This is a genomic window from Micromonospora sp. NPDC005237 (assembly GCF_040607775.1).
Classification (GTDB): Bacteria; Actinomycetota; Actinomycetes; order Mycobacteriales; family Micromonosporaceae; genus Micromonospora.
Genome location: NZ_JBEXHJ010000011.1, coordinates 92,937 through 117,098, shown reverse-complemented (window position 1 = coordinate 117,098; position 24,162 = coordinate 92,937). Strand labels below are relative to the sequence as shown.

22 protein-coding genes are annotated in these 24,162 nt (G+C 71.9%); 12 read left to right on the top strand and 10 right to left on the bottom strand.

Annotated features, from left to right (window positions below; translation table 11 throughout):
- The first annotated feature begins 97 nt into the window (after positions 1 to 97).
- Positions 98 to 3,415, top strand: a complete 3,318-nt coding sequence (locus ABZT87_RS27640; protein ID WP_355139154.1) for a ThuA domain-containing protein — start codon at positions 98 to 100, stop codon at positions 3,413 to 3,415.
- A 90-nt stretch (positions 3,416 to 3,505) separates the two neighbouring features.
- Here the strand turns inward: ABZT87_RS27640 and ABZT87_RS27635 are convergent, their stop codons facing one another.
- Entirely contained in the window at positions 3,506 to 4,624 is a 1,119-nt protein-coding gene (locus tag ABZT87_RS27635; protein ID WP_354855355.1) for a GuaB3 family IMP dehydrogenase-related protein, read from the bottom strand.
- Positions 4,625 to 4,651: 27 nt separating this feature from the next.
- Entirely contained in the window at positions 4,652 to 6,214 is a 1,563-nt protein-coding gene (guaB, locus tag ABZT87_RS27630) for an IMP dehydrogenase (protein WP_354855354.1), read from the bottom strand.
- 186 nt (positions 6,215 to 6,400) lie between these two features.
- On the opposite strand from guaB, the gene ABZT87_RS27625 reads away from it, so the two are divergent.
- A complete protein-coding gene (locus ABZT87_RS27625) occupies positions 6,401 to 6,820 on the top strand; it encodes a DUF5319 domain-containing protein (protein WP_354855353.1) in 420 nt (139 codons plus the stop codon).
- 37 nt (positions 6,821 to 6,857) lie between these two features.
- Here ABZT87_RS27625 and ABZT87_RS27620 read toward each other — a convergent pair whose 3' ends face one another.
- On the bottom strand, positions 6,858 to 7,676 hold the full coding sequence (locus tag ABZT87_RS27620; protein WP_355068456.1) for a response regulator transcription factor: 819 nt from the start codon (positions 7,674 to 7,676) through the stop codon (positions 6,858 to 6,860).
- A gap of 255 nt (positions 7,677 to 7,931) precedes the next feature.
- Between ABZT87_RS27620 and ABZT87_RS27615 the strand changes: the two genes are divergently transcribed.
- Positions 7,932 to 8,315: a WhiB family transcriptional regulator gene (locus ABZT87_RS27615; RefSeq protein WP_234589302.1), complete on the top strand. Its 384-nt coding sequence runs from the start codon at positions 7,932 to 7,934 to the stop codon at positions 8,313 to 8,315.
- Positions 8,316 to 8,510: 195 nt separating this feature from the next.
- Here the strand turns inward: ABZT87_RS27615 and ABZT87_RS27610 are convergent, their stop codons facing one another.
- The 3 genes from ABZT87_RS27610 to groES form a co-directional block, all read right to left on the bottom strand.
- Positions 8,511 to 10,187, bottom strand: coding sequence for a molybdopterin-dependent oxidoreductase (locus tag ABZT87_RS27610; RefSeq protein WP_355139152.1), 1,677 nt, complete (start codon positions 10,185 to 10,187; stop codon positions 8,511 to 8,513).
- 125 nt (positions 10,188 to 10,312) lie between these two features.
- Positions 10,313 to 11,953, bottom strand: coding sequence for a chaperonin GroEL (gene groL / locus ABZT87_RS27605; RefSeq protein ID WP_355068452.1), 1,641 nt, complete (start codon positions 11,951 to 11,953; stop codon positions 10,313 to 10,315).
- A 70-nt stretch (positions 11,954 to 12,023) separates the two neighbouring features.
- Positions 12,024 to 12,338 (bottom strand): co-chaperone GroES, encoded by a 315-nt coding sequence (gene groES / locus ABZT87_RS27600; RefSeq protein ID WP_030330046.1) that lies wholly within the window; start codon positions 12,336 to 12,338, stop codon positions 12,024 to 12,026.
- A 262-nt stretch (positions 12,339 to 12,600) separates the two neighbouring features.
- Here groES and ABZT87_RS27595 point away from each other — a divergent pair, with 262 nt between their 5' ends.
- From ABZT87_RS27595 to ABZT87_RS27560, 8 genes are all read left to right on the top strand, one after another.
- Entirely contained in the window at positions 12,601 to 13,797 is a 1,197-nt protein-coding gene (locus tag ABZT87_RS27595; protein WP_355139151.1) for a methyltransferase domain-containing protein, read from the top strand.
- Between the two features lie 10 nt (positions 13,798 to 13,807).
- Positions 13,808 to 14,287, top strand: a complete 480-nt coding sequence (gene ybaK, locus ABZT87_RS27590) for a Cys-tRNA(Pro) deacylase (protein WP_355068253.1) — start codon at positions 13,808 to 13,810, stop codon at positions 14,285 to 14,287.
- Between the two features lie 179 nt (positions 14,288 to 14,466).
- On the top strand, positions 14,467 to 15,561 hold the full coding sequence (locus ABZT87_RS27585) for a substrate-binding domain-containing protein (protein ID WP_355139150.1): 1,095 nt from the start codon (positions 14,467 to 14,469) through the stop codon (positions 15,559 to 15,561).
- A 113-nt stretch (positions 15,562 to 15,674) separates the two neighbouring features.
- Positions 15,675 to 16,493 carry an ATP-binding cassette domain-containing protein gene (locus ABZT87_RS27580; protein WP_355139149.1) on the top strand — a complete coding sequence of 273 codons (819 nt, stop codon included), beginning with the start codon at positions 15,675 to 15,677 and terminating at the stop codon, positions 16,491 to 16,493.
- Complete coding sequence (locus tag ABZT87_RS27575) at positions 16,490 to 17,755, top strand: ABC transporter permease (protein ID WP_354855345.1); 1,266 nt, start codon at positions 16,490 to 16,492, stop codon at positions 17,753 to 17,755. Before ABZT87_RS27580 ends, ABZT87_RS27575 begins: the two co-directional genes overlap by 4 nt.
- A gap of 22 nt (positions 17,756 to 17,777) precedes the next feature.
- Positions 17,778 to 18,959 carry an ROK family protein gene (locus ABZT87_RS27570; protein WP_354855344.1) on the top strand — a complete coding sequence of 394 codons (1,182 nt, stop codon included), beginning with the start codon at positions 17,778 to 17,780 and terminating at the stop codon, positions 18,957 to 18,959.
- A gap of 19 nt (positions 18,960 to 18,978) precedes the next feature.
- On the top strand, positions 18,979 to 19,287 hold the full coding sequence (locus ABZT87_RS27565; protein WP_354855343.1) for a DUF1707 domain-containing protein: 309 nt from the start codon (positions 18,979 to 18,981) through the stop codon (positions 19,285 to 19,287).
- A 168-nt stretch (positions 19,288 to 19,455) separates the two neighbouring features.
- On the top strand, positions 19,456 to 20,196 hold the full coding sequence (locus tag ABZT87_RS27560) for a DUF4142 domain-containing protein (RefSeq protein WP_354855342.1): 741 nt from the start codon (positions 19,456 to 19,458) through the stop codon (positions 20,194 to 20,196).
- Between the two features lie 22 nt (positions 20,197 to 20,218).
- On the opposite strand, the gene ABZT87_RS27555 is transcribed toward ABZT87_RS27560, so the two are convergent.
- From ABZT87_RS27555 to tsaB, 4 genes are read right to left on the bottom strand one after another with little or no spacing between them, the layout of a single operon-like run.
- Complete coding sequence (locus ABZT87_RS27555; RefSeq protein WP_039906914.1) at positions 20,219 to 20,473, bottom strand: hypothetical protein; 255 nt, start codon at positions 20,471 to 20,473, stop codon at positions 20,219 to 20,221.
- 14 nt (positions 20,474 to 20,487) lie between these two features.
- Positions 20,488 to 21,534: a tRNA (adenosine(37)-N6)-threonylcarbamoyltransferase complex transferase subunit TsaD gene (gene tsaD, locus ABZT87_RS27550; protein ID WP_007465128.1), complete on the bottom strand. Its 1,047-nt coding sequence runs from the start codon at positions 21,532 to 21,534 to the stop codon at positions 20,488 to 20,490.
- Complete coding sequence (rimI, locus tag ABZT87_RS27545; protein ID WP_354855341.1) at positions 21,527 to 22,012, bottom strand: ribosomal protein S18-alanine N-acetyltransferase; 486 nt, start codon at positions 22,010 to 22,012, stop codon at positions 21,527 to 21,529. The genes tsaD and rimI overlap by 8 nt, the downstream gene beginning before the upstream one ends.
- Complete coding sequence (tsaB, locus tag ABZT87_RS27540; protein ID WP_355068247.1) at positions 22,009 to 22,686, bottom strand: tRNA (adenosine(37)-N6)-threonylcarbamoyltransferase complex dimerization subunit type 1 TsaB; 678 nt, start codon at positions 22,684 to 22,686, stop codon at positions 22,009 to 22,011. The genes rimI and tsaB overlap by 4 nt, the downstream gene beginning before the upstream one ends.
- A gap of 574 nt (positions 22,687 to 23,260) precedes the next feature.
- Here tsaB and ABZT87_RS27535 point away from each other — a divergent pair.
- On the top strand, positions 23,261 to 23,965 hold the full coding sequence (locus ABZT87_RS27535; protein ID WP_354855339.1) for a helix-turn-helix transcriptional regulator: 705 nt from the start codon (positions 23,261 to 23,263) through the stop codon (positions 23,963 to 23,965).
- Positions 23,966 to 24,162 lie beyond the last annotated feature (197 nt).

The following is a 24,162-nucleotide window of genomic DNA, read 5'->3' as shown; positions in this document are numbered from 1 at the left end:
CGGCGACGGGACGCGCCCGGTCCATCCCCCACCGCAGTCGCGCTGCCGGCCCGAACAGGCCGGGGATGCCACGCGCCTGCCGACCACCGGAGGAACGATGACCCGACCGACCGGACGACGATGGTTCGCCGTCGCCGCTGGACTCATCCTGACCATCCCCCTCACCTCCGCCGTTCCCGCCACCGCCGCGCCAGCCGACGACGCGCCCCCGATCGCGCCGTCCGTGGTCGAGAACGGACCGGCCGCGCTCCGCGCCGCCGTGCGCGCTCCGCAGACCTACCGGGTGCTGGTGTTCACCAAGACCGCCGATGAGCGCCGGGCGTCCATTACCGACGGTGTCGACACCATCCAGCAGCTGGCCAAGGCGAACCACTTCACCGTCACGGTGAGCCGCGACGCCGCCGTGTTCACCGCCGCCGAGCTGGCGAAGTACCGTTCGGTGGTCTTCCTCAACACCACCGGCGACGTACTCAACGCCAGCCAGGAGGCGGCCTTCGAGGCGTACGTCAAGGCGGGCGGCGGCTACGTGGGCGTCCACGCGGCGGCGGAGACCGAGCCGGACTGGGCCTTCTACCAGAACCTCGTCGGCGCGAAGGCGGCCGCCGCATCGCCGGTCGGCCGCGGCGTGGTGGACGTGGCCGACCGCGCCCACCCGGCGTCCGAGACGCTGCCCCGCACGCTCACCCTCACCGAGGAGTGGTACAACTTCGACCGCAACGTCCGGGGCGCCGCGCACGTGCTGGCCACCGTGGACGAGAAGACCTACACCGGCGGCACGATGGGGTACGACCACCCGGTCACCTGGTGCAAGGACTATCAGGGCGGCCGTTCCTTCTACACCGGCCTCGGGCACAGCATCGAGACGTACCGCTCGGCGAAGTTCCGTGAGCACCTGCTCGGCGGCATCCGGTGGTCCGCCGGTGTGGTCGAGGGCGACTGCGGCGCCACCGTGCTCGGCAACTACGAGAAGGTCACCCTCAACGACGACCCAGGCGAGCCGATGTCGCTGGCCGTGCTGCCGGACGGCCGGGTGCTGCACAACACCCGCGGCGGCGAGGTCCGGCTCTACGACCCGGCCACCGGCGCCAGCCCGGTGATCACCACCGTCGACGTGTACCAGCACGACGAGGACGGCCTCCAGTCGGTGGCGATCGACCCGGACTTCGCGACCAACAGGTGGGTCTACATCTACTACGCGCCGAAGCTGAACACCCCGGTCGACAACCCGGCCACCCCCGGCGTCAACGAGGGCGACGCGCCGGTCACCTCCACCGACCCGACCGTGTGGGACAGGTTCAAGGGCTACAACCAGCTCTCCCGGGTGAAGCTGGTGGACTCCCCCACCCCGCACCTGGACATGAGCACCGAGCAGCAGATCCTTCGGGTCGACACCGACCGTGGCATCTGCTGCCACGTGGCCGGTGAGGTCAAGTTCGACGGCAAGGGGCTGCTCTACCTGATCACCGGGGACGACACCAACGCCGGCGGCTCCGACGGCTACACCCCGATCAACGAGTCGCCGACCCAGGGCCCCGGCTACGACGCGCAGCGCTCCGCCGCCAACACCAACGACCTGCGCGGCAAGCTGCTGCGGATCAAGGTGCGGGCCAACGGCACGTACACCGTTCCCAAGGGCAACCTCTTCCCCGAGGAGCAGGACACCGCCGGGAAGACGCGGCCGGAGATCTTCCTGATGGGGCTGCGCAACCCGTTCCGGTACGACGTGGACGCCAAGGGCATGGTCTACGTGGGCGACTACTCGCCGGACTCCCGCGTACCCAGCGCCACCCGCGGCCCGGACGGCACCGGCCGCTGGTTCGCCACCAACAAGGCCGGCAACTACGGCTGGCCGTACTGCTACTCGCCCAGCCTGCCGTACATCGACTACGACTTCGTCACCCGGACCTCCGGCGCCCCGTTCAACTGCGGCGCCCCGGTCAACGACTCACCCCGCAACACCGGCCTGCGGGTGCTGCCGAAGGTCCAGCAGCCGCAGTTCTGGTACACCTTCGACGGGCGCACCCCGTGTGCCGGGTCGTACCTGGAGACCCCGCCGGTCGGCTGCGACTTCAAATGGCCGGTCATCGGCACCGGCGGCGTCGGCCCGATGGGCGGCCCGATCTACTCGTACGACCCGGCGTCGACCTCCGAAGTGAAGTTCCCCGAGTACTACCAGAACGCAGTGGTCTTCGGTGAGTTCACCCGCGACAAGATCTTCATGATGCGCACCGACGGCAAGGGCACCCTGACCGGCGTGGAGCAGTTCCTGCCGGGCGTCGTGTTCGACAACCCGATGGACATGGAGTTCGGCCCCGACGGCTCGCTCTACCTGCTGGAGTACGGCGACGGCTTCTTCCGGGCCAACCCCGACGCCCAGCTCTCGGTGATCCGCTACGTCAAGGGCAAGCGGTCGCCGGTGGCGAAGCTCGACGCCACACCGACTTCCGGGACGGCACCGCTGACGGTGCGGTTCTCCTCGGCCGGCAGCTACGACCCGGACCCGGGCGAGTCCATCTCGTACGCCTGGGACTTCACCAGCGACGGCACTGTCGACTCGGCCGACCCGAGCCCGTCGTTCACCTACACCGCGAACGGGACGTACACCGCGAAGCTGACGGTGACCGACTCCAGCGGGAAGACCGCGGTGCTCACCAAGGAGATCGTGGTCGGCAACACCGCGCCCACGGTGACCGTCACCTCCCCGGTGAGCGGCAGCTTCTTCACCTGGGGCGAGAGCGTGCCGTTCACCGTCACGGTGACCGACCCGGAGGACGGGCCGGTGGACTGCGCACGGGTCACCGTGACCTTCGTCCTCGGCCACGACAGCCACGGCCACCCGGACAGCTCCACCACCGGCTGCACCGGCACCCTCGCCACCCCGGCCGACGGCGGTGACCACGCCGGCGGGTACCTGTACGGCGGGATCAGCGCCTCGTACACCGACCTCGGTGGCGGCGGCCAGGCCCCCCTCACCACGGTCGGCCAGGCGATCATCCAGACACCCCGGCAGCAGGCCGAGTACGCCCAGGTGAAGCAGGGCGTCGAGGTCGCCACCACGGGTGACACCGGCGGCGGGCAGCACGTCAGCGGGATCGACCCGGGCGACCACATCGCCTTCGACCCGATCAACCTGGGTGGGGTGTCCAGCGTGACCCTGCGGCACTCCGGCGGCTCGGCGGCCACCGCCGGCACTCCCCGGGCGGCGGTGGAGCTGCGGCTCGACTCGCCCACCGGCCCGCTCGTCGCCACCGCGACGGTGAACGCGACCACCGGCAACTCGGCCTTCACCAGCACCACGGTGCCGGTGGACCAGCCGGCCGGGGCGCACCGGCTCTACCTGGTCTACGCCGCCGTACCGGGCGGTCCGACCAGCGGCCTGGGCAACCTGAACTGGGTCGAGTTCACCGAGGGCTGACGCGCCGGCCCACCCCCGGCACGCCCCCGGTACGACGGAGGCCGGCCCCGCAACGTGGCGGGGCCGGCCTTCCGGCGTCTGAACGGCAGGTCAGCGGTCGAGGACCAGGCCGACCTTCTGGAACTCCTTGAGGTCGCGGTAGCCGCACTTGGCCATCGCCCGGCGCAGCCCACCGAACAGGTTGAGCTGACCGTCGGCCTCGTCCGCCGGGCCGAAGAGCAGCTGCTCCATCGACCCGAGCGGCTCACCGGCGACCTCGAACGCGCCGCGGGGCAGCGACGGGTGGCTGGCCGCCGAGTGCCACCAGGCGCCGCCGGCGGGCGCCTCGTCGCAGAGCGACAACGGCTCGCCGAGCATCACCGCGTCCGCGCCACAGCCGAGGGCCTTGGCGATGTCACCGGAGGTCTGGATGTCGCCGTCGGCGATCAGGTGCACGTACCGGCCGCCGGTCTCGTCGAGGTAGTCCCGACGGGCCGCCGCGGCGTCGGCGATCGCGGTGGCCATCGGCACCCGGATGCCCAGCACCGACTCGGTCGTCGACCACTCGTCGCCGCCGATGCCGACGATCACGCCGGCCGCGCCGGTACGCATCAGGTGCAGGGCCGTCTTGTAGTCGGTGCAGCCGCCGACGATGACCGGCAGGTCGAGGTCGGCGATGAACTCCTTGAGGTTCAGCGGCTCGTCGGTCGTCGACACGTGCTCGGCCGACACGATGGTGCCCTGGATGACCAGGATGTCCACTCCGGCGTCCAGGATGACCGGGGCGAGCGCCAGGGTGTGCTGCGGGGAGACCCGCACCGCCACCGTGCCGCCACCGGCGCGCAGCTCGCGGACCCGCTCGGCGATCAGGTCCGGGCGGATCGGCTCGGCGTACACCTCCTGGAGCCGCTTGGTGGCGCGGGCGTCCTCGTCGAGGCCGGCCAGCTCCTCCAGCACCTTCGTCGGGTTCTCGTAGCGGGTCCACAGCCCTTCGACGTTGAGCACGCCGAGACCGCCGAGCTGACCGAGCCGGACCGCCGAGGACGGGCTCATCGTGGCGTCCGAGGGGTGCCCGACACAGGGGATGCCGAACGGGTACGCGTCGAGCTGCCACGCGGTCGAGACGTCGTCGACGTCCCGGGTCCGGCGGCTCGGCACGATGGCGATGTCGTCCAGGTGGTAACCGCGCTGCGCGGTCTTGCCCAGCCCGATCTCGACCACGTCACGCATGGGGGACTCCAGGTTGTTGGGGGATGGTCAGCGGGAGTGGTAGTTGGGCGCCTCGACGGTCATCTGGATGTCGTGCGGGTGGCTCTCCTTGAGCCCCGCCGCCGTGATCCGGATCAGCTGGCCACGCCGGTGCAGCTCGGGGATGCTCTCCGCGCCGACGTACCCCATCGCGGCCCGCAGCCCGCCGGTGAGCTGGTGGGCGACCGCGGACAGCGGGCCCCGGTAGGGCACCTGCCCCTCGACACCCTCGGGGACCAGCTTGTCCTCGGCGAGCACGTCCTGCTGGAAGTACCGGTCCTTCGAGTACGACTTGGCCTGCCCCCGGGACTGCATCGCGCCGAGCGAGCCCATCCCGCGGTACGCCTTGTACTGCTTGCCGTTGATGAAGATCAGCTCGCCGGGGCTCTCCTCGCAGCCGGCCAGCAGGCTGCCGAGCATCACCGTGTCGGCGCCGGCGACCAGGGCCTTGGCGATGTCGCCCGAATACTGGATGCCGCCGTCGCCGATCACCGGGACGCCGGCCGGGCGGGCGGCACGGGCCGCCTCCATGATCGCGGTGATCTGCGGGACGCCGACTCCGGCCACGATCCGGGTCGTGCAGATCGCGCCCGGACCGACACCCACCTTGATCCCGTCGGCGCCGGCCTCGACCAGCGCGCGCGCACCGGCGTACGTGGCCACGTTGCCGCCCACGATGTCGATCGTGACGTCCTTCTTGAGCTGGCGGACCATGTCCAGCACGGCCCGCTGGTGCCCGTGCGCCGTGTCCACGATCAGCACGTCGACGCCGGCGTCGACGAGCGTGCGGGCCCGCTTGTACGAGTCCTCGCCGACACCGACGGCGGCGGCCACCCGCAGCCGGCCCGCGTCGTCCTTGGTGGCGTTCGGGTACTGCTCGCTCTTGGTGAAGTCCTTCACGGTGATCAGCCCGCGCAGCCGACCCGAGTCGTCCACGATCGGCAGCTTCTCGACCTTGTGGCGACGCAGCAGCGCCAGCGCGTCGTCCTTGCTCACCCCGACCGTGGCGGTGACCAGCGGCGTCCGGGTCATGATCTCGCGGACCGGGGTGCTCGGTTCGGAGACGAAACGCATGTCACGGTTGGTGACGATGCCGACCAGCTGGCCATCGCCGTCCACCACCGGGACACCCGAGATGCGGTAGCGCCCGCACAGCTCGTCGACCTCGCGCAGGGTGTCGTCCGGGCTGGCGGTCACCGGGTTGGTGATCATGCCGGACTCGGAGCGCTTGACCAGGTCGACCTGAAGCGCCTGGTCCTCCACGGAGAGGTTGCGGTGCAGCACGCCGATGCCACCCTGGCGGGCCATGGCGATCGCCATGCGCGCCTCGGTGACCGTGTCCATGGCGCTGGAGAGCAGCGGAACGGTCAGTTCGATGCCGCGGGTGAGCTTCGTCCGGGTGTTGACCCGGCTGGGGACGACGTCCGACTCGCCCGGCTGGAGCAGCACGTCATCGAAGGTGAGCCCGAGCGGAACGACCCGGGCCGAGCCGGCGGGCAGCTCGGGCAGGTGGCCGCCCAGATCGGCGTGCTCGACGCCGGCCGGAAGATCGGTGCTGGGCGAATTTTCCACGATTGCTCTCCTGAGCTGCTCGGATGGGCTTCAGCGAGGTGGCGCGGGCGGGCACCGGAACACGCCACGGTGCCGGCACGTCGTCCTATCGTACCCAGTGACCTGGGCGACCTCCGTCGGCGGCGGCCGCGTGGGCGCGGTGCCGGGGGGCGGACGTTCGCGCCGCGTTGGGTCTACGGTGAGGGGGTGCACGACGAGCCCATCGACCCGTTCAACGGCGACCCGGCCGACCCGACCGCAGGCCTGGACGACCCGGGCGACGACGCGACGCCGGATCCGCTGACCGACGTCGAGCGGCAGGATGTGCTGGAGGACCTCGCCGACCTGGAGATCTACCAGGCCCTGCTGGCGCCAATCGGGGTGCGCGGGCTGGTCATCGAATGCGAGGACTGCCGGGAACCGCACTACTTCGACTGGGACCTGCTGCGGGGCAACCTGCGGCACCTGCTCAACTCGGGGCGGCCCCGGGTGCACGAGCCGGCGTACGACCCGGACCCGGACCACTACGTGACCTGGGACTACGCCCGTGGGTACGCCGACGGGGTGCACGACACCCTGACCGAGGGCACCGAGGACGAACCGGGCACCGCCACCACCGGCGAGTGACCACTGGCTGACCCCGCCGGGGGCGGGGCCGCGTGGGTCAGGAGACCAGGCCGGCACGAAAGCCGGCGGCGACCGCGTGGGCGCGGTCCCGGGCGCCGAGCTTGCGGAACAGCCGTCGCGCATGGGTCTTGACGGTGTCCTCGGACACGAACAGTTCCCGGCCGATCTCCGCGTTGCTCTTGCCCTCGGCCATGCCCAGCAGCACCTGGAGTTCCCGTTCGGTGAGCCCGATCGACGCCCGGTTGGGGCGGGCGCTCGGGGCGGGCCGGGTCGGGTCGGTCTGGCCGGCTGCCGACCCGTCGGTCGCCGACTCGACCTCGTCGTCACCCCGCTGCACCGGCACCGACGGCATGCCCGGCGACCCGTCGCCGGGCGCGGCCGTCCAGCCGGGTTCGGCGGAGCCGCGTACCGATGGCGCGGAGCGGCCCGACCCACCGACCGCCGCGGTGTCCCGGGCCGGGTCGGTGACCCGCTGCCGGGAGGCTCGGCCGGGTGCGGTGAGCAGCAGCAGGGCCTTGGCGACCGCGCTGGTCAGGTCGTGGTCGGCGTTCTGGATGAGACCCCGGGCGCCGGCGCTGATGGTGGCGGCGGCGGCCTCGGACTCCTCGGCGCCGAGCAGCAGGACCGCGGCCTGCGGCGCGCGGGCCAGCACCCGGCGGACGAAACCCGCGCTGTCCGGCCGGGTGAGAGCCGTGTCGGCCAGGACCACGTCGGCCGGGCGCTCGGCGAGTCGCAGCATCACCTCGGGATCGGAGACGGCGGTACGGACGATCGCGGACAACCCCAGCCGCGCGGCAGCAGAAGTGAGGTGCTGAGCCGCGAGCGGTGTCCGAACGCACACAAGAACGGTACGCACTGTGGTGGTCTCCTCTCCGCACACGAGCAGACCATGACGGCGTCGGCTGGGGAGGGGGTTCCCGGCAATCATCTGAACTTTTCCGACAGATAGGGCAAAAGCCGCGAGTTGCTAGACGTTTTGGATCACACACGTGTGAGCCGGCGGCAGCCCGGGTACCGGGAGGTCCAGGCCGGGAACGGTGCGCCTGCGCGGCCCGCCGCCCGGAAGCCGGCCACAAGAGTCTCGCGGTGCCGCGCGGGAGGAGGGGTGCTGATGTCGAACGTACGTAGACTGCCCGGACCCATCGTCGATCTCTGGGACTGGCAGCGGCTCGGTGCCTGCCGGGGCCGGGACAGCGCCCAGTTCTTCCACCCGGACGGGGAGCGGGGCTCCTCCCGGCTGCGCAGGGAGTCCGCCGCCAAGTCGGTCTGCCGGGCCTGCCCGGTCCGCGCCGAGTGCGCCGCGCACGCCCTGTCGGTCCGCGAGCCGTACGGCGTCTGGGGCGGCTTCAGCGAGTCGGAGCGGCTGCGCCTGCTCGCCGTCGGCTGGGAGGACCTGGCCGACCGCCGGCAGATCCGGGTCGACGTCGCCCGCCTGGAGGCGCGACTGGGCCGCCCGCACAAGTCGACGGTCCCGGCCCAGCGCAACGTCGCCTGACCCGGCACCCACCCCGAACACCGCGAACCGCGCCCCCGCCCAGCGGGAGCGCGGTTCCGCGCGCCTGCCCCACCCCACCCCACCCCCACCCACCCCTGCCCCCGTCGATCATGAAGTTATTGCCCCGACACGCCGTCGATCGAGGCAATAACTTCATGATCACCAGGGGTCAGGCGGGTGGGGGTGGGGTGGGGGTTAGTGGACGTTGACTGGGACGGTGTGCCAGCCGGTGGCGCCGTCCGGGGCGACGCTCTGCGTGCGCTCGGTCTGGGTCTCGCCTGTCGCGTCCGTTGCCCGGACCTGGAGCCGGTGCTCGCCCGGCGTGGCGTCCCAGCGCCAGGACCACTGCACCCAGGTGTCCACCGACACCGTCGGGGCGAGCTGCGCCTCCTGCCAGGGGCCGTCGTCGACGCGTACCTCGACCCGGCGAATGCCCCGGTGCTGCGCCCAGGCCACACCGGCCACCGTCACCGGACCGGCGGTCAACCGGTTGCGCCGTCGCGGCGCGTCGATGCGCGACTGGGTCTTGATCGGGCCCTGGGCGGACCAACCACGCGGCACCCAGTACGCGTCGAAGTCGGCGAACCGGGTCAGCTCCAGCTCGGTCACCCACTTGCAGGCCGACACGTAGCCGTAGAGGCCCGGCACCACCATCCGGACCGGGAACCCGTGCTCGACCGGCAGCGGCTCGCCGTTCATGCCGATCGCCAGCAGCGCGTCGCGTCCGTCGCGGAGCGCGGCGGTGGGGGTGCCACAGGTCCAACCGTCGACCGAGCGGCCGACGACCTGGTCGGCGTCCTCCTCCGGCTGCACCTCGTCCAGCAGCTCCCGCAGGGGTACGCCCAGCCAGCGGGCGTTGCCGATCAGGTCCCCACCGACCTCGTTCGAGACGCAGGCCAGCGTGACGTACCGCTCGACCAACGGCCGGGCCAGCAGATCGGCGTAGCTGTAGGTGCGCTCGATGCCCACCCGGCCATGGATGCGCAGCCGCCAGGTCTCCGGGTCCACCTGCGGCACCACCAGGGCGGTGTCGATCCGGTAGAACCCGAGATTCGGGGTGACGTACGGCGCGAGCTGGGCCAGCGACAGGTCCGCGCCCGCCGGCACGGCCGGTGCGGGGGCGACCGGCGCGGGCAGCCGGATCGCGTCCCGGGCGGCGGACACGCCGCGCCGCCCGGCCAGCCAGCGCCCGCCGAGACCGGCCACGGCGGCCGTGCCGAGTAGCACGCCGGTGCCGGTCAGGAACCGCCGGCGCGACTCCGGATCGACAGTCGCGGCCGGCGCGGCCGGGGTCACCGGCGCCGGCGGGGCGGCGGGGGTCACCGGGACCGGCAGGCCCTCCGTCGGCCCGGCGGGCGACACCGGCCATTCACCACGACCGGCAGCCGGCGGGGTTGCCGGGCGGGAGGTGGCGGGTGGGGTCCAGGGCCAGGGGTCCAGCTCGAACGGGCCGGCGATGAACAGCCAGAGCACCAGGGCGCCGAGCCCGCCACCGACCAGCGACGGCAGCGCGTCGAAGACGTCCGCGCCGGGGCGGGTCAGCGCGGCGGCCACACCGACGACGCCGAACGCCGCGATGCCGGCCAGGCCCAGGGCCAGCCGGCGGACCGCCACCATTCCGAGCAGCGCGGCGAAGGCGCCCAGCAGCAGGGCCGTTCCGATCAGCAGGGCGATCTTGTCGGCGGTGCCGAAGACGTCGATGGCGAACTGCTTGAGCGGCTCGGGGACGGCGTCGACGACCACCCCGCCCACCGCGACCAGTGGCGCCGACCGGGGGCCCGTCAGCACCGCCACCGGCTCCGCGATCCCGATCGCGACGGCGGCGGCGGTCACTCCGGCCAGCGCGGCGTACCGCCGCGACGTGGTGCTCATCGGCCCAGTGTGCGCGATCAATCCGCCGGGTCGCCAACCATGTCAGCGCTTGGTAATGATCGCGGAGACGAACCGGGGCACACCGCCGTACGACGGTGTGCCCCGGGGCGGGTGTCGCTACCGGGTCAGAAGCCCGGGCCGTGCTGGTGACCGTGGCCGTGGCCGTGCCCACCGGCGGCGGCCGGCTCGGCCTGCTCCGGCTTCTCCACCACGAGGCTCTCGGTGGTGAGCAGCAGACCGGCGATCGAGGCGGCGTTGGTGACCGCGTTGCGGGTCACCTTCACCGGGTCGATGATGCCGGCCTTGACCAGGTCGCCGTACTCGCCGGTGGCGGCGTCGAGGCCGTGGCCCCACTGCATGTCGGCGACCTTCTGCGTCACGACGTAGCCGTCGTGGCCGGCGTTCTGCGCGATCCAGCGCAGCGGCTCGACCAGCGCCTTGCGCACGATCGAGACGCCGACCTTCTCCTCGCCGGTGAAGCCCAGGTCGTCGTCGAGCACGGGAAGGATCTGCACCAGGGCGGCGCCGCCGCCGGGCACGGTGCCCTCCTCGACCGCGGCCTTGGTCGCCGCGATGGCGTCCTCGATGCGGTGCTTGCGCTCCTTCATCTCGACCTCGGTCGCCGCACCCACCTTGATCACGGCGATGCCGCCAGAGAGCTTCGCCAGCCGCTCGGCCAGCTTCTCCCGGTCCCAGTCGGAGTCGGAGGCCTCGATCTCCTTGCGGATCTGGGAGACCCGGTCGTCGACGTCAGCCTTCTGGCCGCCGCCGTCGACGATCGTGGTGTTCTCCTTGTCGACCACGACGCGCCGGGCGCTGCCGAGCACCTCCAGGCCGACCTGGTCGAGCTTGTAGCCCAGCTCCGGAGCGACCAGCTCGGCGCCGGTGGAGATCGCGATGTCCTGGAGCATGGCCTTGCGCCGGTCGCCGAAGCCCGGGGCCTTGACCGCGCAGACCTTGAGGGTCTTGCGCAGCGAGTTGACCACCAGGGTGGAGAGCGCCTGACCGTCCACGTCCTCGGCGATGATCAGCAGCGGCTTGCTGTTCTGCAGGACCTTCTCCAGCAGCGGCAGCAGCTCCTCGATCGCCGAGATCTTCTGGGTGGTGACCAGGATGTACGCGTCCTCCAGGACGGACTCCTGACCCTCCAGGTCGGTGACGAAGTTCGGCGAGATGAAGCCCTTGTCGAACTGGAGACCCTCGGTCACGTCCAGCTCGGTGGTGAGCATCGAGCCCTCCTCGACGGTGATGACACCGTCGCGGCCGACCCGCTCCATCGCCTCGGCGATCAGCTCGCCGATGGTGGCGTCCTGCGCCGAGATCGTCGCCACGTTCGCGATCGACTTCTTGTCAGCGACCTCAACGGCGCGGCCGAGCAGCGCCTCGGAGATCTTGGTGGCCGCCGCGTCGATGCCCCGCTTGAGGCCGGCCGGGTTGGTCCCGGCGGTCACGTTGCGCAGGCCCTCACGGACCATCGCCTGCGCCAGCACGGTCGCGGTGGTGGTCCCGTCGCCGGCGACGTCGTTGGTCTTGGTCGCCACCTCCTTGACCAGCTGCGCGCCGAGGTTCTCGTAGGGGTTGGTGAGCTCGATCTCCTTGGCGATGGTCACACCATCGTTGGTGATCGTCGGCGCACCGAATTTCTTGTCCAGGACGACGTTGCGCCCGCGCGGGCCGAGGGTGACCTTGACCGCGTCTGCGAGGGCGTTGACACCGTGCTCCAGCAGGTGCCGGGCGTCGTCCGAGAAGCTCAGGATCTTCGCCATGTATGTCCCTTCGAAGCGAAGCTGCCCCGGCCCGGCGAGCCGGACCGGGGCAGCGACACTGATCGGTTGCTTACTTCTCGATGACCGCGAGGACGTCGCGGGCGGAGAGCACCAGGTACTCCTCGCCGGCGTACTTGACCTCGGTGCCGCCGTACTTCGAGTAGAGGACGGTGTCGCCGACCTGCACGTCAACCGGAACCCGGTTGCCGTTGTCGTCGACGCGCCCCGGGCCCACAGCGAGGACGGTGCCCTCCTGCGGCTTCTCCTTGGCGGTGTCGGGGATCACGATGCCCGACGCCGTGGTGGTCTCAGCCTCGTTCGCCTGGACCACGATGCGGTCCTCGAGCGGCTTGATCGCAACCTTGGTCGCGGTAGTCACGGGCATACCCTCCTGGGGTACTACTGGTTTCGTTGCCGGCCAGCGGGGCTGACCAGCGTCAATCTGCCTCATGCCACCGGGCGGGGCCGTCGTCGCGGGTGCCGGTCCGCCTGGCGTGCGCACCCGGGTCGCGAGACCCGGAAGCTGGCACCCTCAGGGTGAGAGTGCTAATCGCAGGTTATTCCGTGGCTAGCACTCCGTCAAGGAGAGTGCCAGCGCGTCGCGCCCCGCCAGCCGGTATTTCCGCCTCGGCCGGGAGAATGGTGGGGTGGATCTCGATCAGCTGGCGGCGCTGCGTACCCCCGAGGGGTCGGCCGCGCTCTCGGCGGCGGCCGAGCTGGCCGGCGGTGATCCACTGACGGCGGCGTCGGCGCTGCGGGCCGGCGGGGTGCCGCCCGCGCTGGCCGCGGCGGCGCTCACCCAGGCCGAGCTGCGCCACCGGGCGGTCGGCAAGTTCGGCCCGGCCGCCGCCGGGATGTTCCTCACCCGCGCCGGGCTGGAGCAGGCCACCCGCCGGGTCGTCGCCGACCGCCGCGCCGAGCGGCTGCGCGCGGCCGGCGTGCGCACGCTGGCCGACCTCGGCTGCGGCCTCGGCGCCGACGCGCTCGCCGCCGCCCGCGCCGGCATCCGGGTGTACGGGGTGGAGGCCGACCCGGTGACCGCCGCGATGGCCGCCGCCAACGCCGCCGCCGCGGGGTTGGCCGAGTTGTTCACCGTCGAGTGCGGCGATGCCACCGCGTTCGACGTCTCCCGGGTCGACGGGGTCTTCTGTGACCCGGCCCGACGTACGAGCGGCACCGGTCGGCGGATCTTCGACCCGCGCGCCTACTCGCCACCGTGGGACTTCGTCACCGGGCTCGCGGAACGGGTGCCGCGCACGGTGGTGAAGGTGGCGCCGGGCCTGGACCACGCGCTCATCCCGGCCGACGCGGAGGCGGAGTGGGTAGGCGTGGACGGCGACCTGGTCGAGGCCGCGCTCTGGTGTGGCGACCTGGCCCAGGTGCCCCGCCGCGCCACGCTCTACCGGCAGGTGGGCGCCGAGACGCACCGTTTCCAGCTCACCGGCTCGGGCGCCACCGAGGCGCCGGTCGGGCCACCGCGCCGCTACCTGTACGACCCGGATCCGGCCGTGGTCCGCGCGCACCTCGTCGCCGAACTGGCCGACCAGCTGGACGCCACGCTGGGTGACCCGAGCATCGCCTACCTCTACGCCGACCGGCCGACGCCCACCCCGTACGCCCGGTGCCTGGAGATCACCGACGTGCTGCCGTTCTCGCTCAAGCGCCTGCGGGCACTGCTGCGGGAACGGCGGGTGGGCCGGGTGGAGATCCTCAAGCGGGGCTCCGCGCTCACCCCGGAGCAGTTGCGGCGGGATCTGCGGCTGGCCGGCGACCAGGCGGCGAGCCTGGTGCTCACCCGGATCGCCGGTGCCCCGACCGTGTTGGTCGGCCACCCGGTCCACTAGCGTCGTCGTTGTGGCGGGACAGGGCACTCCGGCGACGGCACTACTGGTCAAGCGTGGGATCGCGTATCGCACCCATCCGTACCGGGTCTCCCCGGACGCGCCGAACTACGGCGCGCTGGTCGCCGAGGCGCTCGGTGTGGCACCCGAGCGGGTGTTCAAGTCGCTGGTGACCGAGGTCGACGGCGCCCTGACCGTGGCGGTCGTCCCGGTCACCGGCGAGCTGGACCTCAAGGCGCTCGCGGCGGCGGTCGGCGGCAAGCGGGCGACGATGGCCGACCGGGCGGTCGCCGAGCGGGCCACCGGCTACGTGCGCGGCGGGATCAGCCCGCTCGGGCAGCGCCGGCGCCTGCCCACAGTGCTGGACGAATCCGCGCTGGATCTGCCGACGATCTACGTCTCGGCTGGTCGGCGCGGTCTGCAACTCGAACTGGCCGCAGCGGATCTGGTGGCGCTGACCGACGCCCGCGCCGCGCCGTTGCAGACCCACTGACGACAGTCGTTACGTCGACTCCCGCATGGCATACGCGGGGAGTAACAGTCGCGTTGCTGAATTGTTATCGCTTCCAACAAACTTGGCACCTGCGCGGTCTTGTGGGACCAGTGTGACGCGAAATACGTTGCCGGACACAACAAAACAACACCTCCCCCACCTCCGAAAGGACCCTGCACATGCGTAAGGGGATCCTCACCATCGCCGCCGTGGGCCTGCTCGCGACCGGCGGTTTGACCGCCTGCGGCGACGACTCCGGCTCCGACAAGGCCAGCTCCGCCAAGACCCCCAAGATCGGCGTCATCCTCCCGGACAGCAAGTCCTCCGTCCGCTGGGAGACCGCGGACCGTCGGTTCCTGGAGGAGGCGTTCAAGGCCGCCGGCGTCCAGTCCGACATCCAGAACGCCCAGAACGACAAGACCGCCTTCCAGACCATCGCCGACCAGATGATCACCGGCGGCGTCACCGTTCTGATGATCGTCAACCTGGACTCCGGCACCGGCAAGGCCGTGCTCGACAAGGCCAAGTCGCAGGGCGTCGCCACCATCGACTACGACCGGCTCACCCTGGGCGGCTCCGCCCAGTACTACGTCAGCTTCGACAACGAGACCGTCGGCAAGCTCCAGGGCGAGGGCCTGTCCAAGTGCCTGACTGAGAAGAACGCCAAGAACCCCGTCGTGGCGTACCTGAACGGCTCCCCCACCGACAACAACGCCACCCTGTTCAAGGCCGGCTACGACTCGGTGCTGAAGCCGAAGTTCGACTCCAAGGAGTACGTCAAGGGCCCCGAGGACGCCGTGCCGGCCTGGGACAACGCGCAGGCCACGACGATCTTCGAGCAGCAGCTCACCAAGGCCAACGGCAAGATCGACGGCGTGCTGGCCGCCAACGACGGTCTCGGCAACGCGGCCATCTCGATCCTGAGGAAGAACAAGCTCAACGGCAAGGTGCCGGTGACCGGCCAGGACGCCAGCACCGAGGGCCTGCAGAACATCCTCGCCGGTGACCAGTGCATGACCGTCTACAAGGCCGTCCGCGAAGAGGCGAAGGCCGCCTCCGACCTGGCCATCGCGCTCGCCAAGGGCGAGAAGAAGGACACCGGCCAGACGGTGAAGGACCCGGAGGGTGGCCGTGACGTCCCCTCGGTGCTGCTCACGCCGAAGGCCATCTACAAGGACAACGTCAAGGACGTCATCGCCGACGGCTACGTGACCAAGGAAGAGGTCTGCACCGCGGCGTACGCCAAGGCCTGCGCCGACGCCGGCATCAGCTGACCGACGCCGCAGTACCCGCCGGGACGACCATCGCCGCCCGGCACGGGAGCATCCTCCCGTGCCGGGCGGCGCCCGCCGGACGGGCCCCGACCCTCCCTTAAGAAGGAGACCCCGTGTCCGCGACCCCCCTGCTGGAACTTCGCGGGATCGACAAGAGCTTCGGTCCCGTCCAGGTGCTCCGCGACGTCGCCCTGACCGTCCACCCGGGCGAAGTGACCGCACTGGTCGGCGACAACGGCGCCGGCAAGTCGACCCTGGTGAAGTGCATCAGCGGCATCTACCCCACCGACGCCGGCGAGGTCCTGTTCAACGGCGAACAGGTGCACATCGGCAGTCCCCGCGACGCCGCCGCCCTCGGCATCGAGGTCGTGTACCAGGACCTCGCGCTCTGCGACAACCTGGACATCGTGCAGAACATGTTCCTCGGCCGGGAGAAGCACAGGGGCATCGTCCTGGACGAGCCGAGCATGGAACAGCTCGCCGCCGAGACCCTGGCGGGGCTCTCCATCCGTACCGTCACCTCGCTCCGCCAGCACGTGTCCAGCCTCTCCGGCGGTCAGCGCCAGACCGTGGCCATCGCCAAAGCGGTGCTGTGGAACAGCAAGCTCGTCATCCTGGACGAGCCGACCGCGGCGCTCGGTGTGGCACAGACCGCCCAGGTCCTGGAACTGGTCCGCCGCCTCGCCGACAACGGCCTGGCCGTGGTGCTCATCTCGCACAACATGAACGACGTCTTCGCCGTCTCCGACCGGATCGCCGCGCTGTACCTCGGCCAGATGGTCGCCCAGGTGAAGACCACCGACATCACCCACGCCCAGGTGGTTGAGCTGATCACCGCCGGGCGCTCGGGAGGCCTCGGCCTCGCCACGGACCCGGGCAGCAACGGCGACGGCCCGGAGCCGGCCGACTCGATCTCAGGAGGCGTCCGATGACCACCACCGCCGCCGTGCGGAAGGACGGCCCCGCAGCCGTCACACCGCCGCCGACCGTCGGGAGCCACGTCCGCAACTACCTCAGCCGGGTACGCGGAGGCGACGTCGGCGCGTTACCGGCGGTGCTCGGCCTGGTCGTGCTCTGCACCGTCTTCGCGATCATGCGGCCGTCGTCGTTCCTGTCGGCGGGCAACTTCGCCAACCTCTTCACCCAGGGCGCGGCGGTCACGCTGATCGCGATGGGTCTGGTCTTCGTACTGCTGCTCGGCGAGATCGACCTCTCTGCCGGCTTCGCCAGCGGCGTCTGCGCGGCCGTGCTGGCCAATGTGGTCACCGTGCTCGGGTACCCCTGGTGGGTCGCCGTGCTGGCCGCGGTCGCCACCGGTGTGCTCATCGGCACCAGCCTCGGCCTGCTCGTCGCGAAGATCGGCATTCCGTCCTTCGTGGTCACCCTCGCCGGCTTCCTCGCCTTCCAGGGCATCGTGCTGCTGCTCGTGAAGGAGGGCACCAACATCTCGGTCCGCGACGAGGTGCTGGTCGCCATCGCCAACCGCAACCTCGCCCCCGCGCTGGGCTGGGCGCTGACCGCCCTCGCGGTCGTCGGCTACGCGGCGGTGCAGTTGCTGCGACACCGCAACCGCGTGGCCCGTGGCCTGATCACCGACCCGCTCGCGGTGGTGGCGCTCCGGATCGGCGTGCTCGCCGTCATCCTCGGCACGGCGGTGTACGTCCTCAACCTGGAGCGCAGCCGCAACGTGCTGATCGTCTCGCTCAAGGGTGTGCCGATCGTGGTGCCGGTCATCGCGGTGCTGCTGATCATCTGGACGTTCGTACTCCAACGGACCAGCTACGGCCGGCACATCTACGCCGTCGGCGGCAACCGGGAAGCGGCCCGCCGGGCCGGCATCGAGGTCGACCGGATCCGGATCTCGGTCTTCGTCATCTGCTCGTCCATGGCCGCCATCGGTGGCATCGTCGCCGCCAGCCGGGCCAACTCGGTCGACCCGAACACGGGGGGCAGTAACGTACTGCTCTACGCGGTCGGCGCGGCGGTGATCGGCGGCACCAGCCTCTTCGGCGGCAAGGGTCGCGTCCTCGACGCCGTCCTGGGAGGCGCGGTGGTCGCGGTCATCGAAAACGGAATGGGCCTGATGGGGTACAGCGCGGGAGTCAAGTACGTGGTCACCGGTGTCGTGCTGCTGCTCGCGGCCAGTGTCGACGCCCTCTCCCGCCGCCGCGCGGCAGCCACCGGCACCCGCTGACCGCGCGGGAGGTAGCACCAGCATGCGCCCGGCACCCAGCCAGGAGGAGGTCCGGCGGCAGAATCTCGGGGCCCTGCTGCGGCACGTGCACGTCCACGGGGCGACCACCCGCGCCGAACTCACCACCACCCTGGGGCTGAACCGGAGCACCATCGGCGCGCTCACCGCCGACCTGGCCGGCGTCGGACTGGTCAGCGAGGGAACACCGAAGGAGACCGGCCGGGCCGGACGGCCGTCACTGGTCGTCCGGCCCGAGTCGGCCCGGGTGTACGCGTACGCGTACTCCGTCGAGGTGGACCGGCTGCGCGCCGCCCGGGTCGGCCTGGGCGGCGCGGTGCTGGACCGCCGGGAGCTGGACCGACCGCGCGGGCTGCTGGCCGCCGAGGCCGCGCCGCTGCTCGCCGGTGCGGTCAAGGAGATGCAGCAGGCGGTGCCCGCCGACGCGATCTGCGTCGGCACCGGCGTCGCGGTCTGCGGGATGGTCCGCCGCGAGGACGGCCTGGTCCGGCTCGGCCCCACCACGGGCTGGGTGGACGAGCCGATCGGCGCCGCGCTCGGCGCCGAACTGGGCCTCGACGTGCCGGTCACGGTCGGCAACGTGGCCGACGTGGCGGCGTTCGCCGAGCACGCCCGGGGGGTCGCGGCCGGCTGCGACAACGTCATCTACCTGTACGGCGACGTCGGCGTCGGCGCCGGCATCATCGCCGGCGGGCGTCGACTCACCGGACACGGCGGGTACGGCGGCGAGGTCGGCCACATGAAGGTGGTCCGTGACGGCATGCCCTGCGAGTGCGGCGCCCGGGGTTGCTGGGAGACCGAGATCGGCGAGCACGGCCTGCTCCGCGCGGCCGGACGATCCGACGCCCGGGGCCGCGACGCGCTGCTGGCCGTCTTCGACGCCGCCGACCGGGGAGACGCCCGCGCCCAGACGGCGGTCCGCAAGGCCGGTGACTGGCTGGGCTTCGGGGTGGCCAACCTGGTGAACGTCTTCAACCCCGAGATGGTCATCTTCGGCGGCACCATGCGGGACCTCTACCTCGCCGCGGCGGCCCAGATCCGCAGTCGACTCAACTCCAACGCCCTCGGCGCCTGCCTGGAACACGTCCGGTTGCGCACCCCCAAACTGGGCGAGGACGCGCCCCTGATCGGCGCCGCCGAACTGGCCTTCGAACGGCTCCTCGCCGACCCCCTCGACGTGGGCTGACCCGCGTACCCTGTCCGGCGTGGATGTCGAGCTGCGCGCCTCCGACGACGACCGCCACCGGGTGGTCGCCGAGCTGCACCGGCACACCACCGAGGGCCGGCTCACGCTGGACGAGTTCTCCGAGCGGGCCGGCGCGGTCTGGGCCTCCCGTACCCTCGGTGACCTGGCCGCGCTGACCCGCGACCTGCCGGCCCTGCCCGACCCCGCCGCCGCGACGGCCGGCGGCGGTGACCCGATCGGGCACGGCCGCAGGGAACTGCTGGTGCTCTTCGCCGTCGCCGCGCTCACGCTGCTGCTGCTCGGCGGCTTCCTCGCCGTCACCCGCTGATCCGCGTCGCGCCGAGGGCTTCGGCTCGTCCGCCGCACGCATTTCCACCGGGCGCGCGGATGAACTGATCGGGCGATCAGTCCGTACCAGTGGGCGGACGGGCGGCCGGCAGGGTGCGGCTGCCCGGTCCAGACGCGTTTCGGTCCGGACCGAGGAGGCACCACAGACATGGCACCGCTCAGATCCGCCCGTCGTCGGCCGGGCAACCGGATGCACCGCGCGGCGATGTTGCTCATCGCGATCGTCGCGGGGGTCGGTGTCCTGCCCGGAGTGGCCATCGCCGCCCCCTCCGGCGGGCAGCAGCTCAACGCCGCCGACATGACACTGCTCAACGGTGTGCGGTTGGCCGGGCTGTGGGAGATGCCCGCCGGTCAGATGGCCGCCGAAAAGGGACAGTCGGCGAAGGTACGGGAGATCGGCGCGGCCATCGCCGGCGAGCACCAGAAGCTCGACCAGCTCGTCGTGGACGCCGCCAACAAGCTCGGCGCGTCCATCCCCACCGAGCCGACCGCCGAGCAGAAGGGTTGGCTGTCGGAGATGCAGAACGCCTCCGGCGCCCGGTTCGACCAGATCTTCGTGACCCGGCTCCGCGTGGCCCACGGCAAGATCTTCCCGGTGATCGGCGCGGTGCGTGCCAGCACCCGCGACGCGACAGTTCGTAAGCTCTGCGAGGACGCCAACGCCTTCGTGCAGCACCACATGCAGATGCTGGAGTCCACCGGACTGGTCCGGTGGCCCGAACTGCCGCCGGCCGCGCTGCCCGCCCCCGGCAAGGACGGCCTGCTCGCCGCCGCCGGAGCGAACGCCGGCCCACAGGTCGGAGTCAGCAGCACAGTCGTCTGGCTGGTCTTCCTCGCCGCGCTCGGCACCGGCGGGATCGCCACCTACCGGATGCTGCGCCGCAGCTGACCACCCGTGGAGGTGGCCCCCGTCAGCGGTCCACCTGGGTGAAATCCCAGGAGTGCGGGGCGCGGGCCACCAGCAGGGCGGGTGGATCGGGCAGCGGACGCGGGCTGCTGCGCCACTTGGAGATGACCACGACACGGTGGTCGGTGGAGGAGAAGACCTCGCTGGACACGTGCAGAGGGTCGTGCTCCAACTCGGGCAGGGCGGTGTCGCACACCCAGGTGATCAGGTCGGCGACGCCGTACGCCTCGGCGCGCGCCTCCCACATCCGCACGATCATCTCCGGTGCCCCCGTCACACGCTGACCGTTGTCAACGGCAGCGCCGAGTCGGCCGGCAGGTCCAGCCGGCTCGGCGCGACCCCGGCGGCGACCAGGTGCGATCCGAGCGCGGCCACCATCGCCCCGTTGTCGGTGCACAGCTTCGGCCGGGGCACCCGCACCCGGATGCCGTACTTCTCGGCCCGCTGCTCGGCCAGCGCCCGCAGCCGGGAGTTCGCCGCCACTCCGCCGCCGATCACCAGCGTCTCGATCCCCTGCGCCCGGCAGGCGGCGAGCGCCTTGCTGGTCAGGACGTCGCAGACCGCCTCCTGAAAGGACGCGGCGACGTCGGCCACCGGCACCGGCTCGCCGGCGCGCTGCCGCGCCTCGACCCAGCGGGCCACCGCCGTCTTCAGCCCGGAGAACGAGAAGTCGTACCGGTGGGCGGCGAGATCCTTGGCGGCGGTGAGGCCACGCGGGAACGCGATCGAGGCGGCGTCACCGGCGCGGGCCTCCCGGTCGATGGGCGGGCCGCCCGGGAACGGCAACCCCAGCAGTCGGGCGACCTTGTCGAACGCCTCACCGGCCGCGTCGTCGATGGTGGCGCCGAGCGGGGTGACGCCCCGGGCCAGGTCATCGACCAGCAGCAGGGACGAGTGCCCGCCGGAGACCAGCAGCGCGATCGCGGGTTCCGGGAGCGGGCCGTGCTCAAGCGTGTCCACCGCGACGTGCGCGGCAAGGTGGTTGACGCCGTACACCGGCTTCTCGGCCGCCAGCGCGTACCCCTTGGCGGCGGCGACGCCGACGAGCAGCGCGCCGGCCAGCCCGGGCCCGGAGGTGACCGCGATGGCGTCGATGTCGGCCAGGGTGACACCGGCCTCGGTCAGCGCCCGCTGCATGGTCGGCACGATGGCTTCCAGGTGGGCCCGGCTGGCCACCTCGGGCACCACGCCGCCGAAGCGGGCGTGCTCCTCGACGCTGGACGCGAGCGCGTCGGCCAGCAGGGTGTGCCCGCGTACGATGCCGACGCCGGTCTCGTCGCACGAGGTCTCGATGCCCAGGATCAGCGGTTCGTCAGCCATGGTCGTGTGGTCCGTCCCCGGTCGGCTCGGCGTCGCGCCGCATGACCAGCGCGTCGGTGTTGCTCGGTTGGTAGTAGCCGCGACGCACCCCGATCGGCTCGAACCCGTACATCGCGTAGAGCCGCTGGGCGGCCACGTTGTCCACGGCGACCTCCAGCAGGGTGCTGCGGGCGTCACGTCGGGCCGCCTCGGCGAGCAGCTCCTCCAGCAGGACACGCCCGACACCGCGCCGCTGGACGTCCCGGCGGACCGCGATGACCTGCACCCACACCTCGTCCGGTGGGGCTCCGGCGAGCCCGGCATAGCCGAGCAGGGTGCCGTCGGTGTCGGTGGCGACCCGATAGTGGTGCCTGTTGGCAAGCTCGTTCCAGAACATCGCCGGCGACCAGTGTTCCGCGCCGAAGAGGTCCACCTCGATGGGCATCGCCTCGTCGATGTGCCACCAGCGGAACGGGTCCAGCCGTACCGTCGTGCTCACGGCAGGACCGATTTGCGGCCGGTGGCCGCCACGGCGTCCGGACGGCGCAGGTAGAGCGGGGTGAGCCGCTCGCCGGGTGCGCCGGCCCGGATCCGCTCGGCGGCGAGCTGCGCCAGCACGGTGGCCTCCGGGTAGCGCGGCTCGACCCGGACCGGCAGGTCCAGGGCTTCGGCGTACCGGTGTGCCCCGTCGCCGACCGCGACCGTCGCCCCCAGTTCCCGGGCGCGCGCGGCGGCCACCGCCGGGGCGGACACTTCGGGCCCGACGATCCGCTGACCGGCGCCGTCGTAGACCGCCCAGTACAGCTCCTTGCGGCGGGCGTCGCTGGCAGCCAGCACCGGCTCGCCGGCCGCCGCCGGGTAGCCGATGCCGTCCAGGGAGCAGACGCCGTACGTCGGGACGCCGAGCACCTGCCCCATCGTGGCGGCGGTGACCAGGCCGACCCGCAGCCCGGTGAACGGCCCCGGGCCGAGGCCGGCGACGATGGCGCCCAGATCACGCGGGCGCGCTCCGACGTCGGCGAGGACCGCGTCGACCTGGGGCGCGAGCAGTTCACCGTGCGCGCGGGCGTCGACCGTGCACCGGTGCGCCCGGGACGTCACGCCGTCCGCCGAGATCTCCACCAACGCTGCGGTCACCGCGGGGGTAGAGCTGTCCACCACGAGTACGAGCACGGTTAGCCAGCCTAGCGGCCCCACCACCGCCGCCCGGCCACGCCCCGCCCCCTGCCTGCGCCCAGGGTCAGCCACTCACTCCTGGACGCCCTGGCACCCTGGGTGCCGGCCCCTCAAGCCCGGCCCCTCAAGCCCGGCCCCTCAAGCCCGGCCCCTCAAGCCCGGCCCCTCAAGCCGGGCCGCTCAAGCCCGGCCGCCTGTCATCCTCGGCCGCCTGGGCCGCTCTAAGCGGGTCGTCCTGGCCGTTCCGACTGTCGTCATGGCCACTCCGGCCGTTCAGGCCGTCGAGCAGGGCTGTCGCTATCGCCCGCATCGGCCGCCTTGGCCGTCTTGGCCGCTCTCACCGTCCTGGCCGTTCTCAGTCGACCTGTGCGGACGCCACCGCTCGGCCGGAGGCCACTTGCGGTGAGAAGCGGTATACCTGTGAGTCATATTTATGACCCACAGGAATACCGCTCATCAGGGAATGGCCCACCCGACGGCGCCGGGTCGCCGGGATCTCGGACCCAGGCCACGCAGTCGTGAATCCGGCTCAGCGGTTTCTCCTCGGCCATGCCCGGTCCACCATGTCGGCATGCCGCCGACGCGCCTCGCCACCCTGCTCGGCAGGGCTGTCCGCCAGCAACGGCACCTGCGCGACCTGACCCAGTCCGAGTTGGCAGAGGCGGCGGGGGTCACCCAGGCGGCTGTTGCCCGGATCGAGAGCGGCAGCCGCGCCGCGAGCCTTGCGGTGCTGGAGCGCTTGTTCGCCGCGATGGACGTGCAGATGGTGGTCGAGGTCGAGCCGCTGGACGCGCACCTCGACGCCCGCATCGACGAACTGGCCGCCCGGCCGATCGCCCAACGCATCGACGAGCTGGGCCTGGATGAGACGCTGGACCGACTCACCGACTTTCCGCAGGTGCTCACCGGCGGCACGGCGGCCCTGTTGCAGGGCGCGCCGGTGCCGGTGGACGCCGTGGAGATCGCCCTGCGCTGGCAGGACTCGAAACGGTTCACCGGCTGGCTGAAGGCGAACTACGGCCAGCGGTGGAACGCCCGGTGGGGCGAGTTCGGCGGGGTGTGGCTGGAGCCGGAGGAGCCGGGCGAGCACCGTTGGTCGACCCGGTACGGCGAGATCAGGGCGACCATGTGCGACGAGCTGCCCGAGACGATCGAGGTGCGCCACGGCGGGCGCGACTATCGGGTGGTGCCGCTGGTCGAGCTGGAGCTGACCGAGCCGCGGGCCGCCGAATTACTGCGCCGCTACCGGGCGCGGCAACTCGCTGCCGAGGGCTGACCCGCGCCGCGCGGCGAAGGGCCACGCGGTCTCGCCAGGCGGCACAGCCCGCACCACAACAACAAGCTGGCGACGCGGCCCACGCCGCAGAGCCGGCGACGCGGCCCACGCCGCAGAGGTCAGCGGCACGGCCCCCGCACCACAACAAAAAGCCGGCCGCACGGCCCACGCCTCACCAACAAGCTGGCGGCACGGCC